The 13,028-nt window shown below is 54.9% G+C and carries 11 protein-coding genes and 1 pseudogene; 5 read left to right on the top strand and 7 right to left on the bottom strand.

From position 1 onward, the window contains the following. Positions 1-34 precede the first annotated feature (34 nt). Positions 35-496: a hypothetical protein gene (locus tag AB4048_RS24005; protein ID WP_442204505.1), complete on the bottom strand. Its 462-nt coding sequence runs from the start codon at positions 494-496 to the stop codon at positions 35-37. Positions 497-1,552: 1,056 nt separating this feature from the next. Between AB4048_RS24005 and AB4048_RS24000 the strand changes: the two genes are divergently transcribed. The 3 genes from AB4048_RS24000 to AB4048_RS23990 all read left to right on the top strand — a co-directional run bounded on the left by AB4048_RS24000 (position 1,553) and on the right by AB4048_RS23990 (position 3,055). Then, positions 1,553-1,762, top strand: a complete 210-nt coding sequence (locus tag AB4048_RS24000; protein WP_442204504.1) for a hypothetical protein — start codon at positions 1,553-1,555, stop codon at positions 1,760-1,762. A 601-nt stretch (positions 1,763-2,363) separates the two neighbouring features. Then, complete coding sequence (locus tag AB4048_RS23995) at positions 2,364-2,774, top strand: hypothetical protein (RefSeq protein WP_442204503.1); 411 nt, start codon at positions 2,364-2,366, stop codon at positions 2,772-2,774. A 47-nt stretch (positions 2,775-2,821) separates the two neighbouring features. Next, on the top strand, positions 2,822-3,055 hold the full coding sequence (locus AB4048_RS23990; RefSeq protein WP_442204502.1) for a hypothetical protein: 234 nt from the start codon (positions 2,822-2,824) through the stop codon (positions 3,053-3,055). A gap of 1,124 nt (positions 3,056-4,179) precedes the next feature. Here AB4048_RS23990 and AB4048_RS23985 read toward each other — a convergent pair. Beyond that, positions 4,180-4,404 carry a hypothetical protein gene (locus AB4048_RS23985; RefSeq protein WP_442204501.1) on the bottom strand — a complete coding sequence of 75 codons (225 nt, stop codon included), beginning with the start codon at positions 4,402-4,404 and terminating at the stop codon, positions 4,180-4,182. 1,315 nt (positions 4,405-5,719) lie between these two features. After that, complete coding sequence (locus AB4048_RS23980; RefSeq protein ID WP_442204500.1) at positions 5,720-6,439, bottom strand: hypothetical protein; 720 nt, start codon at positions 6,437-6,439, stop codon at positions 5,720-5,722. 1,276 nt (positions 6,440-7,715) lie between these two features. Here AB4048_RS23980 and AB4048_RS23975 point away from each other — a divergent pair. Then, the gene (locus AB4048_RS23975; protein WP_442204499.1) at positions 7,716-8,393 is read left to right on the top strand and encodes an AAA family ATPase; all 678 of its coding nucleotides are present in this window, start codon (positions 7,716-7,718) and stop codon (positions 8,391-8,393) included. An 818-nt stretch (positions 8,394-9,211) separates the two neighbouring features. Here the strand turns inward: AB4048_RS23975 and AB4048_RS23970 are convergent. From AB4048_RS23970 to AB4048_RS23960, 3 genes are all read right to left on the bottom strand, one after another. Beyond that, positions 9,212-9,790 carry a hypothetical protein gene (locus tag AB4048_RS23970; RefSeq protein WP_442204498.1) on the bottom strand — a complete coding sequence of 193 codons (579 nt, stop codon included), beginning with the start codon at positions 9,788-9,790 and terminating at the stop codon, positions 9,212-9,214. A 387-nt stretch (positions 9,791-10,177) separates the two neighbouring features. Further along, a complete protein-coding gene (locus tag AB4048_RS23965) occupies positions 10,178-10,819 on the bottom strand; it encodes a hypothetical protein (protein WP_442204497.1) in 642 nt (213 codons plus the stop codon). An 8-nt stretch (positions 10,820-10,827) separates the two neighbouring features. Next, on the bottom strand, positions 10,828-11,364 hold the full coding sequence (locus AB4048_RS23960; RefSeq protein ID WP_442204496.1) for a hypothetical protein: 537 nt from the start codon (positions 11,362-11,364) through the stop codon (positions 10,828-10,830). A gap of 384 nt (positions 11,365-11,748) precedes the next feature. Between AB4048_RS23960 and AB4048_RS23955 the strand changes: the two genes are divergently transcribed. Next, positions 11,749-12,798 carry a hypothetical protein gene (locus tag AB4048_RS23955; RefSeq protein ID WP_442204495.1) on the top strand — a complete coding sequence of 350 codons (1,050 nt, stop codon included), beginning with the start codon at positions 11,749-11,751 and terminating at the stop codon, positions 12,796-12,798. 93 nt (positions 12,799-12,891) lie between these two features. Here the strand turns inward: AB4048_RS23955 and AB4048_RS23950 are convergent. Next, positions 12,892-13,028, bottom strand: a pseudogene (locus AB4048_RS23950) (IS5/IS1182 family transposase); the annotation flags it as partial.

Genomic DNA, 13,028 nt, shown 5'->3' with positions numbered 1-13,028 from the left:
CCTCAAACTTTGAAACAGGACTATGCAAATCCCCTCAGCATCTCGTCATGCTATTAAAGATTAATTTTTTGCAAGGGGTATGGCTGCAATTACCCACAAAATTATAAAAAAAGACAAAAACCATTCGAACGCCTGTACTTGATACATAAAACTCGTTGGGCGCACGCCAGCAGCAGGTAGTTTCTACCGTCATTACCCCGGATCGTTTTGTGATGAACTTGTCGCCAGTGTCCTCGACATCCACGACGATGACCTCGATTCCGCGCGGCCGCACGTAGCGGAGCGTGTCGTCATCAATCGTCCATGCTGCAACACGCTTGCGTAACGCGTCAGAAATGTTTTTCTCGTTTCCGCGAGTCAGCTCTGGCATCTTGCGGAAGGCACAGTAGACTTCACGGCCGTCCGCCAAAACGTGAATGCCGCCATCTCGACGGCGACCGCTCTTCACGATCTCCTTGGCGAACTTGGGTCGGCGGGGTTGGGCTCGCACCATCATCTTGGTAGTTCTCCATTGTAGTTCCTTACTTGTAGAAACTCGAGATTGGGGATGCGTGCTGGTAGTGAACAGCCAGTCATTCGTTTGAACTATGCCGGGCTCGCGTAGCCAAGCGCGCCTACCATCGCAGCCTTCTCCCCCGACATGGCGCACGACTGGTTTTTGCGTTGGTCCGCGGACCACGCTCAAGTGTCGCTCTGAATGGAACCGTGAGTGCTACGCCGGCGCCTCTGGAGGCTGTGCGAACAAGAAGTGCCACCGCCCCGTGGCGGGGGTTGTGGCACAAGATCCAATTGGTGCCTGCTTATTGTTGGCGGGTATATCAAGTTTGGAGGCACGCGGCTTGCTCTGCGCAGCCAAAGATTTGCGCTAAGCTGCCACTAGCCACATAGTGCCATGTCGCTCGATCAGCTAGGTATTATGGCCAATTCACGTAAATCGGGAACGGCGCCCCATATGCTCGACAGCACCTTTCAAAAGCTTGCTGCCGCGCCGACGGCCATGGGGTTGGCTTCTCGCCTGGCGCTTTCCCTGATCAAATAGGAAAACATCGATCCGCTGCCGCTCCTTCAACGAACCCGCGCAAGCTGCGCTCGATGAGCGAAAGCGTATCAGTACTGCATCAGAGTTAGGCTGCCTCGGTGAAGCGTCACGCTCGCTCAACGACGAGTGGCTCGGTCTCACTCTGGTGAAGCAGGTCGCTGCGAGAAGATGGAATGCGCCTACTACGTCGCAGCATGCTCGTCGCATCTGTTCAGTGACGCTCTTCGCCGCATCGTGCGATATTGTCAGGTCAATCAGCCTACCACCGCACCTTCAGAACGATCATGCAGGGCCGGGGCTCGCCAAGCGCGCTGGTGGCGGCATCGTCCGGTATGCAATGAGAGCTCTTGTCCCTAATGCTATTGAAGACGCTTGCGTCCGAACTTCATCGCTTCACCGGAGGTATTTTCGATTTGCTGTGGCATTCTAGTATCTACCTTTAACGGATTCGCGGTGCCTCCGCGACAAACCAAGTCCATACGTGAACTTCAACTTGCCGCTCCGTGTGCGCCAATGCTGGAAATTGACACAGCGGTGCGTCTCGCCGCGTCGGTACCTGTCGAAGAGCCAAGTGAACATGCCAGGGGTGTAAAAGCTGTCGATGGAGGTAATGAACTTGTCGCCACTTTCCTCGACATCCACGGCGATGATTTCGATGCCGCGCAGCCGCACGTAGCGGAGCGTGTCGTCATCAATCGCCCATGCTGCTACGCGCTTGTGTAACGCGTCAGAAATGCATTTCTCGTTTCCGCGAGAAATCTATGCTTGCCTGCGATAGGCACAGTAGACTTCGCGGCCGTCGGCCAACACGTAAATGCCGCCGTCTCGACAGCGACCCCTCTTCACGATCTCCTTGGCGAACTTGGGTCGGCGGGGTTGGGCTCGCACCATCATCATGGTAGTTCTCCATTATAGTTCCTTACCTATAGCAACTCGAGATTGGGGATGCGCTGTAACGGCCAATAAAATTCGTAAGCGATGCGAATTTATCGATCGAAAGTTGATGTCCTAGACGTCCAGTAGGATTTTGACGTATCCACAACCGTCGCGACGAAGCGCTGGGTACATTTCTCGTGTCGAGCAGGTCATCCTTAGCCCGATCACTATGGATAAGACTCTGGCAACTGCGGTTGAGATCTCACTCGCAACCAGTCCGTAGTTCCGCGCCCAGCTGGGGTGATATTAGAGCCACGGCGGGAACCAACTCCAGTGCCCACATGTCCTGTTTCCGCCGTCAGCTTCGGCCATGAGGGCGAGAAGCGGGTAATCCACTTGTTCTGTCGGGAGCACCACAACCTCGATTACGTGCCGAGGGTATCGGGCCGTGCGTTACTACCGCCTTGTCTGCTACCTCCGCCAGTTCCAGGTCTGCTCGAAGGCCAAACGCCTCATAGACGACGAGGAGTTCGTCGTGTGGATCTACGGCGAGGACCGGATCCTGTTCTGCTACGTCGGCCAGGAGGACGCTGTCTATCCGCTGCCAGCGCCGGAGCAGACGAACTTCCAAGGCGATCGCTTCACCTTTGCCATCGACGAGATCGACCCCGCAGGCGAGGCTGAGAAGGTCGGTGGCGCCAACAACATCTACGCCGCCCAGGCTGCCTACCAGGAATACCTGCATCACCTCAATCCGAGGTCGGTCCTGCAGCTCCGGCATCGCGGCCGGGTCATCAGAGAGCAGAACGCCCTCGGTGACGGCCAGGAGTGGATCCTCAGCAAGAGAGGCAGGGATTGATTACTAGCGCGCGCGCCCCAGTTACCCCTCACGTAAGGGAAACTGCCATGATCCTGTCTCCGATGCTGCCCCAGCCCTATATCGACCGTCAAATCGACTGCGAGATGGCGATCGCGATGGATGTCCACATCCTCATTGACCTGGCCGTCAAAGCGGGCTGGAAGCGCAAAGAGGCAATAGCTGCCGTCGCCAGCGTCATGCTCAACGTAATGGCTGTTGAGACCGAGAACGAAGAGACCAGCTTCAGCGTGGCCACGGCGCTAGGCAAGGTTTTGCATTAGCCTTTTTGGCGGCTTCCGACGATCCCCTTCCCATGCTAGGCACGCGTCGACGAGCCCGGTCGTCCTGGAGCGGTGACCCCGACTTTACCCCTCCTCAGTCAAACGCTCACACCGGCTCACGTGGACACACCTATAAGGGCGAGTTTTTAGCATGCAGCTCGCCCTTCTCTTTCCGAACGAGCATTAAGGTTCGCGTCAGCCTCCGGCGCTAGCGTTCCCCGCATTAGGAATGCCCTAATAGGCGCGACCGGGCGCTTGTTGAGAGGAGTGTGACTCTCTCCTCTCTTCTTGTCACGTCACACCGGATCTTGAGGACGCACCTTAGGCGAGCTTCTCCTCAGCTCGCCCTTTTCTTTTAGCGACGGGCAAGGTCGCCCACTAAGGCTTTCCGACAGCTTCTTGCGCTAGCCATGCCTATGTTAGGTTGTAATGGGCGAGGCCGGGCGCCTAGAGAGGAAGATCTGCCCGAACGTCCTCTCTTCCGCTTTCTCCCGTCACAACCGGATCGGTGGCGCACCTATAGAGCGGGCCTGTCCCCGGCTCGCTCTCCTTTTCGACCCAAGAGGGCGGAGCATTCGAGGCCATGGCAGCGATCGCCAACCTGGCCCTCAACCGGTGTTCTCCGACGAGGAGAACGAGCAGACGAGCCTCGGCGTGGCCGTCGTGCAGCGCCAGGTCGAGCACTAGCCGAAAGAGGTAGGTGCTGGAGTTGAACGTTAGCCCCGCTCCGCCGTTACCATCGGGATAGCTTCCTATTTGTTGAGAGTATGGCTATTGGGCGAGACCGGTCGTCCGATCGAGAAGTCGCACGTCACACACCGGTGCTGTGGACGCACCTAAAGAGCGAGCCCGTCACCCGCGGCTCGCCCTTCTCTTTAAGGTTCGCGTCAGGTCTCTGTGCCAGCCTGCGCATGTTTGCAACGCCATGGAGCGCCACCGAACACTCTTGGTGCACCCACCTAGAAGAGCGGGCTCGGTCCCCCTCGGCTCGCTCTTTCTTTCCCCACCCTCGGAACCAATGACAGAACGGCCGGTTGTCGTAGTGGGCCGCGGGCTGGACCAACCTCCGCCAAAACATCATCGCACCCCAATTTGCGAGATGTTCGCGGCCCACCTCGGCTCCACTAAAGATTGCGCCAGGAAGGCTGCAGGCCGGATGTCAATGACAAATACACGCCTACGAAAACCATGAAGACGAGAACGGTGTATACGGCGACCTTATGCCATTTGGCTTTGAGAAGGTTGACCCCCGAGACACGCCTCGCAAGCCACACAACCAGCACCCATAGCGGAAGCACCAGGAAAATAACCCCTAAAGCGATGCCGCTCAGCCAATCCTGGAAGCTCATTCCCGCTCTCCAATAAGCTGCACACCAATGTTTACGTCTCAACCTAAAGGACGTTGCGGATGTAAACATAGGCGCCCGAAAAGGCCCATTTCCGGCCAGGCCATGTTGACGTCAGGCCACCAGAGGTAAACAAAAACGTTGCCTACAACCTCATTTTCAGGCCCAAACATAACCAATAGTTTCCATGTTGTTTACCTAAAACCCCTGAAATCGGGTTTTTGCCCAAAAGCGTCAACATACGACAACATACGAGACGACAGCTTCCCTCATCGTTCAGTGACACAGAGAGACTCACACACGCGATCCTGCGCTCTCTGACGATAAGAGCAGCATCACCGACACCCTCGCTCTCACAGCGCTCTCTAGAGAAAACAGGTAAACGTCGACCGGGCAAAGGAGTAAGCGTATCCACGCTCATCCGGAAATCACTAAGACGACCGAGACGCTCAGCTACCTCCAACAAAGAGAGAATAGAACAGACCTATAAAGGACAGCTGTTCACCACCGGGACAGTGAGAGCGAACCCATAGAGAGCGCTTAGGTGTGGGTGAATGCGTAGAGAACGAATAGCGGTAAAAGGTGAGGAAGGAGGGATGCGGCCGCGCCGCGGTTATCCTCACTTCTCCACGGTTGCCCATGGCCTCCCTTGGCAATCCGTCCCGATCCTCGGCAATGCGTCCCGCAAACACCTTCTTTACAACCAACTAACCCTGCGTCAGACATTGCTCATCAGTTTAGACGCGACCGGGCGTCCAGCGCGGGGTTGTCGCTTTCCCCTAGCTGAGTTGCTGACAACGCCCTGACCGGATCTCGAGGCGTCACCTTAAAAGGACGAGTTCGATTCGCCGGCTCGTCCTTTCTTTTTCACCAGGCAACGGGGAATGGCTAGCTCCGCATGTAGGGGTAAAGGGGCAGAGGGGCACCCAAGGAGGCAGAGGCGCGGAAACGTTCCGGAGGAACGGAGCGCCTTAGCACCCATGGGTCGCAGGAGCGCCCTCTTGTCCGGAGGATCTCCTTTTATCCGGAGGAGAGGACGTCTATCCGGAAGAGATTCCCCTTCCCATAAAAGTCCGCGTTCTCTCTATTATTTACTACTTACCTATTACCTATGTAGATATTAATAATAAGAGAGAGTGAGGACGGGAATTCCATCTCGTTTCTGGTATTATTCACATGCTCCGGAATGGAGTCCGCGCCGAACACTGTACCTAGGTTTTCCAACGGTCGGTTCGCCGTCGCCGATCCCGAGTTGCAGTCCATCGCCGCGTAGATGCCGCGATCCACATGTGAAAACCCTACCGATTGTTTGGAGTTTTCACTCTCCGGAAGATCGTAAGCGATGTAGGAGATTTTTACAGCTGTTAAGCGACCACGCTTTTCCACGCTCTGGCAATATTCCTTCCGCGTTCAGGTGATGCATTAGCAGCGACGGCGTGAGGGTTTGCCGCGGATTAAGCGTGGTCCCAAATGCATCCACGACCGGACGCAATTGCTCTGCCCGTCGCTCTGCCTTTGTCTTATTTGCTGAAGCGCCCTTCAATGCATTGCGGATGTCCGGCGCTTGCCCTTTCGGGGCGGCGCCGGGAGGCCATGACACCGACGTAGCGAATTTGCGTGAAAACGCGTCCCGGACTAAAGCGAGGCGTTCCGGTGCTCCGAACTGCTTCCACGTCTTTCCGCTTAAGCAATCGAGCACATCGATATCCAAATTGTCCAGATCCTCCACCGCCGAGGTGACATTCGCAGCAGGGGTCCTTCGCAGGAGCTGCCAAACATCGGCAACCCATACCCCAGTTCCGGCGTCTCGAGCTTGGGCAACTGCTCGTTTGAAGGTGAGGTTTCGGGTAAAGGTTGCGGCTCGATATGTTGTTATTGCTAGCAACCTGTCCGGCGGCTCCAAGCCCATGTTGCGAGCATATCTATACATGATCGCAGACTGCGTTCGTAAAACGCTGATCCGGCTCAGCTCATCATCAGACGTTGGCATCCTCGGCACGTACGCGAACAGAAACGCGACTGATTTTGGATTATTCATTTCGACTCCTGAAGGCCGGCGGTTATCTGGCCTTAGCGCCCCGGTAAGCTTCAGATCAACCGGTTTCAGAAATATGCAGGGTAGCTCGCGACGGATTGCGTAAAGCCCTTCGACAACTCAGCCCATCAGTCAGGGAGACTCTCCGGCACGCTTGATACGTCGACTGCGCTAACCAGCGCGCCAAAAGCGCGGAGCCAGCCGGTGAGCTCCGATGAGTCAAGAAACGTGCATTGGACGTAAGCTGTAAGACTTCCGACCGCTTGGCGCGACTGATATGGGATTGGAAGGGGCTTGCCCTCAGCTGTTCGAGTTCAAAGGCGCCAGTCTTTAAGATGGATGGCTCAGCTTCTGGAAGCCGTTCATGGGTCGAAGCCAGTTGGCGAGCTGAGGTCCGGCACCTCCCAGTGTACCCCACCCGTCTTCGCTCTCCATCTACGCAAGAAACGTCGCCTGGACCCCGAATGGCAAGCCCCAGACGCGGATCCGGAATTCAGGCCCGTCATTCCTTACTGTCGAGGAATTGGGGAATGGCTCGCTCCTTGTATTGAGGTATCCCCACAGAGAGATGCCTTGGGAGCGAAGTCCTAGGTTGGGAATGGAGCTCCGTTGGGGATGCCTTCTGTGCTCACGGATATCCCCGATACTATCCTCCCATATCGCTCTCCCCTGCCCTGGATGGACGTACTTAAGATCCGATGCGATCTAGCAGAAGGATGGATCAGTTGGGAATAACCGATAAGAGCGATCACCTTCGCTGTTATGATGTGGGCGCTCCTGTCTGGAGGGAGCTGCCGCCGCCGCGTGCGTTCCACCGCTTCGTAAAAGACTCAGGCTAGCGTTTCTTTTCATTTCGAGTTCCCAGCGCCATTCGCAATCGAGAAGCGAGTCCACAGCTCTACATAGCCGTGGAGCACTTTCAGCTTCCCGGTTAACTAACCCTCGCGCTCGTAGGATTTAAATATATGCGATGCGAAGATGCATAAATAACTTCTATAGAATCAATTAACAATAAACAGAATCAAATAAATACGTACAGAAAGAATAAGTAATAAGTTACTTAGAATTGTAAGTACAATTAAGAAAGTCATGTTTGACAATTGACGAATAATCAGTTAGAAGCTCAAATCAATGTAAGTATTAGTATGTGGAGTGTGCAACGACGCTCCTTCTCGGTGGGTGGCCGGAGTCTCGAAATTGGCCGTGGTCAAACAGGAGAAATCGTTCGCGAGGCGCTGTTTCCGGACCGAAAACTTCGAAACCATTCGAGGGGGCCGATATGCCAGTCATCGCAGTGTCAAATCTGAAAGGCGGAGCCGGGAAGTCGACAACGACGCTGGTTCTCGCAACAACGCTGGCGGCCCAAGGCGCGAGCGTTGCCGTCCTTGATTGTGATCCCAATCGTCTGATCCAATCCTGGAGGAAAGGGAGTTCCAAGAACCCCGTCATCATCGACGGGGAGATCAACGAGAACAACATTAGCCGGAAGCTAGATGACTATCGCAAGCAGGCGCAGTTCGTGTTCGTGGACATTGAACACACTGCCACGCGCCTGATATCGCCCGCACTGGCGCGCGCTCGAATGGTCATCATTCCGATGCAGGCAAGCCCGATTGATGCCGAGCTCGCCGCCAAGACAATCAACCTGATCGAGGAAGAGGGGCAAGTTCTCGAAAAGGCGATCCCTTACCAGATCCTGTTCAATCGCAAGCCGCTGACGATCGCGACGAAACTCGAAAAAGCGATCGTAAACCAACTGCAGGAGGGCGACGTTCCGACCTTCCGAACCCATCTCAACGAGCGCGCCGCCTTCAAATCGCTGTTCTATCACCAGCTCGACCTAATCGAGCTCAGTCCGAATGTAGTGAATGGCCTTCCAGCAGCGCGTGAAAACGCGCTCCGCCTGGCCGAAGAGCTGGTAGACCTCATCGTCTCCAAGGGGGCACATGACAGCTAGAAATCTCGGGTTCAGCAAGAAGCTTAATTTGATCCGGCCGGACGCTCAGGATCCGCCGAAAATATTCGACCAAAAAACTGAGAACGACGAGGGTCGCAGTCTTCGAAGAGTTGAAACGGTGGATAAGATTGGACCCCGCAAAGAGACCGGGCCGTTTGCCAGCCTCTATCTCCTGCTGCCACTCACGAGCTACAACCGCTTTGCCTCTTGGGCGATAGAGAACCAGCTGAATTATTGCGAGGCTCTCGAGGACCTGTTGGATAGGGCGAACGTGGAATGACGCGTCCTCGTTCACTGCGTGAGCGCGAGTGATGCTGCGCACGGTCGTCGAAGATCTATTTCGTCAATTTCGAGCTCAACCACGGAGAAAGCTACACTGTCACAGTTGGATTTGCAGATCTGGCACATATTGAATCTGGCACATATTGAAAAAGGCCCTTTTTAGGGGTCTCTCAGATCGAGGGCTCTTAATCGGTAAGGATGAGGCGTCTTTAATTGTGCGCTTTGTGCTGGAGCAGATCGAAAAAAGCGGGTTGCGGGTTGTACCATTGGAGCCAACGGGTGAAATGCAGCTGGCAATTAAGCACGCGCTCGATAAAGGGAAGCGGATGTCCATACGGTGGGTAGGGCAGCGCAGGAAACAAAGATGGCGTTACAGGGCTGCAATCGAAGCCGCCCCTAATTGGCGAAAAGGCTACGAAGACGGCATGAAATCGAGCGGCGGGAAACCATATGATCCATCCGCGCCATAGATCACAGGACTGTCGCTCGCTATATAGATAAGGATGCGGCGCTGAGCGCCGCATCCGGTTAGTCGTTTACATAAAGCCCGGGATCAGGTCTGCCAAAGTCCGGCGAATTATGTTCACCTCCTCCATCCGGTCAACATTGTCCATCATTTCGAGCTCAAAACGCAGCCGATCGATCACAGCGATCGCTGCATTGCAACTGCCACGTAGCTCCTTCTCTTCGACGCTCATTGCGTCCCAATCGTCGTAGTCGTAAAGAATTGCGCCATTGCCGTTGCGATCGATGCCATGACCCTGACTATCGCAGTGGGGATAGTGCGAAGCCACATCACGGAAGAAGGCAGCGCTTTTCGGATCTAAATTGTCGTTTTCCCGGGCAAACATTTCGAAAACGTTCCGCATCGGCATCAAAATACCGTCGCAACCACCGATCTTCTTCTTAATCTCCCCCGGATACGGAAAGTAAAAGCAAGTTCCAGTCCCGTATGGTGTGAGGATATTTTCGCTGTTCATCTCTAGTCCTTCCAACGGAGCGGCGGAATGCCGCCCGGTTTGGAAAGCAGAGCGACCATCGAACTGAAAAGTCCCGTGGACGCAGTTGGAAGGTAAAGCGAGCATCAAGGTATCTCCGATTTCGTCTTGGATCATTTATAGCGGTCGGATCGTCAGGTAGCGAGGAAACCTCCCGTCGCGCGAAACGCAATTTTTAATAGAGGGCGTCGTCGCGTTCCGCTGACAGGCTGGCCCTTTAAGGGCGATAAAGTCCGCTGAACTCTGCCGGCGGACTTATCACACCTAGTTGCTACGCTTCAGGGGCCTCACACATCACATTTGAGAGGATGCGCTGCAGCTCGAGCTTCGTTGCCTTCTGAAGACCGAGCCAAGCCAGCTGCGTACGAACTGAGGGAGGTGCCATATCGTCATCAGTCGCAGGGTCGTCTTCAACGAGCATACCGCAGCTAGTGGCCGCATTCCTATCAACGTAACGCTCGCTGGCAGCCCTTACCATCTCGAGAAGTGCAGGGTTCAACGTCATTATGCCGCCTCCATCACGTCGGGAATTTCGTCACTAGCTTCTTCAAACTGCTCAAATGCAACATCAGACGAAACTACGGCGCTTTCTACGGTGTCGCCTACCGCACAAAGCCAAATTCCTACGAGCAGATCAGTCAGTGCCTCCTGTATCTTGAATAAGAGTACTTCCAGGTAGCTCTTCGACAATTCGAGCCAACTGACGGTTTCCTCAATGAGTTCACAATCAGCGGCGTCCAAGCGACTTCCTTCAAGAAGGAAGTCGCATGCTTCCGTTGCCACAAGGGAGATTTCGTCAATAGAACCCTCGAGAAATTCAAGCTGGTTCAAGCGCTCCCGAATGTGGTAGCGAAGAGCCGCGGTCAACCGACCATGTGCAACAAGATCAACAAACTCTCCCTTCACCGGGAGCAAGAGCTTCCCAACGGAGGCCCTACGCAATTCAAAATGGCCCCGGCGCTCCTCAATGCGGATGCGAAGAGCGGAGTTCAACCGACCTCCTTCCAGCTCCCGTGCAGTGCACGTTGCTGCAGGTCCCGCGATCATGTTATTTACGGTTGTCATAACAATGCCTTTCAGGCTCAGATGTTTTGATATTGCGGGACGGCCAAAGCAGTTTTCCAGGCTTCCTTTGGCCGTTCCCATTTCGTCGGCTATTCGCCCGTTACCCTCCACTGTGGGAGGTTCCACTTGACCTGCTTGTTATCGAGCTGGTCGAGCATCTTCTGAAGTCGCACCAAATCTCCCATGGCCTTTCTTCTGAGGCCGGGGTCGGACAGGTCTAGTGCTTCGATCTCACCAATACGTGCTTTGATCTCGGACGCCTTGTACTCCGCGATCATTCGTGCGAGCTCCTGGGCCGCTAGTTGTAAGCCATTCATGATCACTTCGGCCTTGCCGAGCGACCGCTTATAACCGGCAAAGCCATAGTAGCCTTCACCATTGCCAAGCCCGAGCTCAACCTCGCCCGAAAACGAGGCAGGATCGCTATCGTCCCTGATTTGCGGCAACGGTAGCCCCATGTAGTCAAAGTAGCGTTCTAGGTCTGTGAAGTCGGTATCGTGCGGCTCATAGGACTCGAAAAACGGGCGCTGGAAGACGTCATCTAGAAGCGTTCGATCCTTATCTTGCTCAGCCTGTTTCTGGCGCTGGCGGTAGCGCTTTGCCTTTTCTGCGTCTGAGAGCGCCATTTGTATTCCTCGTTTTGGTGTCGGTAACGGTTTACCGTCACCACAATTGGATTGCAAGCATTTTTTTTCGCTCTCGATGATATGTGCCCTTCTTGCAACACTGACGTGCCATGAGGATCGAGCCGGGCCCTCGGAGCTCCCGTGAGCTAACCAACGGAAACGAATCTGCTAGCCCAGATTTTAAGATGAATCTCGTTACCTCGAAGAACGGCTAACAAACCGCAATGGCCCACCGCAACGTGGTTACGATGTACAGAAACTCTCAAGGTAACGACCCGGTCGAACTGCAATACGTCGAAACGACTCTCAGGGGCACAGACTCGATTTAGGGGCCGGACACTGCTGACTCCTCAGATCGCGCTCAATGATTATAGGTGCCGCGCTGTGGTCGATTGGCTGGATGTCGAACTCACCCTTGGCTCGCCGACCCAATTTCAATGGATAAATCGGAATGTTAAAGAGGTTGTCGGCCGAAGAGGATGGATCGAACCCCTAGACCCCGGCGCCGGCGGTAGAGCAACCGATTTTCGAATGCGCCTTCAGGAGCCGAATTTTCGGGAAGCTAAGGAGATCGTTGAAAGAGTAGCAAACCGATGGGGGCTGTCACGATCGCCCTCAATTGCCGGATTGGAACTTAGTATCGACTTTTATCCAAAAGAGCCGAGCGGAAAAAGCCGTGCGTTGATGCACGGGGTACTGACGCGGCATTTCCTACCTCCGCCCGGGGCCCTCGTCACAGATCATGATTGGCCAGGCTTCTTCCCCGGCCCTCATGATCGGCGGAACTTCATAGTCGGTCGCAATATGTCCGACGATTCTCTCGATCTATGGCGCCGTTTACAGCCAGCGACAGATCTCCAACCATTTTATGATTCAACACTATACGTCGGCCGGGAGAACCACGAACTGGCTTCTTGGCGCATCCAGAACAAGGTCGTCGACCAACAGAAAGTGTCTGCCGGAACCACAAGAGTTCTCGAGGAGGATGAGAAGAGAATCCGCATCGAAGTAACGCTTGGGAGGACTGGTTGCCGGTCCGTTGGCTTGGACAGGTTCGACGTGCTGCGAGACTTTCGTTTCATGCACCTTCAGAAGTTCTTTCGATTTATGCTGCCAACGTTTGGACTATCCGAGAGAGCGTCGTTGGCGCGACCGGCGATCCGCGAGCGTATGGTCGAATATTCGAAGCACCGGTTTTTCGCTGCCGGCGTCTTGGGGCTGCAAATCATGGAAGCCGCAAGAGAAGAACTTCGGCGAGACAATCTTCCGAACATCAAACGTCAGCATCGACTTATGGGAACAAGGATGCCCTCCGGCTATCGTGCAGGCACGGGTGCTGCGGGAACGTTGCTCGCCTTTGACCACCTGAACAAGGCGGTGGAGCAGGCGCTGAGGCATCTGCAGGAGAGGGTGTGGAGGGAGATGAAGGACTGATAGGTAGATGTGGGAGGGTGAAGCAAGTTATTAGGTCCATATTGACCCTCCATCGCGGGCACTCGGTGCCTTAGAGCCTGACTCGAAAAGAACTCAATAAACATGGTACCTTGCGATCCTCCGCGTGAGAATGCGGATATGGGCAATAAGCATCCAGGCTTCAGCGGAAGCGATTGATTTTTCCCAATCCTTGGCCAGTCGCCTGCATCGGCCAAGCCAGGCGAATGTAC

This window comes from Rhizobium sp. RAF56 (genome assembly GCF_052113965.1).
Lineage (GTDB): Bacteria > Pseudomonadota > Alphaproteobacteria > Rhizobiales > Rhizobiaceae > Rhizobium.
The sequence above is the reverse complement of the archived record's forward strand: the minus strand, read 5'-3'. Positions and strand labels throughout refer to the sequence as shown.

Excerpts from the sequence above, each read along its gene's own strand:
- AB4048_RS23985 (WP_442204501.1), bottom strand. The coding sequence starts at position 4,404 with ATGAGCTTCCAGGATTGGCTGAGCGGCATCGCTTTAGGGGTTATTTTC.
- AB4048_RS24000 (WP_442204504.1), top strand. The coding sequence starts at position 1,553 with ATGCTGGAAATTGACACAGCGGTGCGTCTCGCCGCGTCGGTACCTGTC.
- AB4048_RS23980 (WP_442204500.1), bottom strand. The coding sequence starts at position 6,439 with ATGAATAATCCAAAATCAGTCGCGTTTCTGTTCGCGTACGTGCCGAGG.
- AB4048_RS23960 (WP_442204496.1), bottom strand. The coding sequence starts at position 11,364 with ATGGCGCTCTCAGACGCAGAAAAGGCAAAGCGCTACCGCCAGCGCCAG.
- AB4048_RS23965 (WP_442204497.1), bottom strand. The coding sequence starts at position 10,819 with ATGGGAACGGCCAAAGGAAGCCTGGAAAACTGCTTTGGCCGTCCCGCA.
- AB4048_RS23975 (WP_442204499.1), top strand. The coding sequence starts at position 7,716 with ATGCCAGTCATCGCAGTGTCAAATCTGAAAGGCGGAGCCGGGAAGTCG.
- AB4048_RS24005 (WP_442204505.1), bottom strand. The coding sequence starts at position 496 with ATGATGGTGCGAGCCCAACCCCGCCGACCCAAGTTCGCCAAGGAGATC.
- AB4048_RS23970 (WP_442204498.1), bottom strand. The coding sequence starts at position 9,790 with ATGATCCAAGACGAAATCGGAGATACCTTGATGCTCGCTTTACCTTCC.
- AB4048_RS23990 (WP_442204502.1), top strand. The coding sequence starts at position 2,822 with ATGATCCTGTCTCCGATGCTGCCCCAGCCCTATATCGACCGTCAAATC.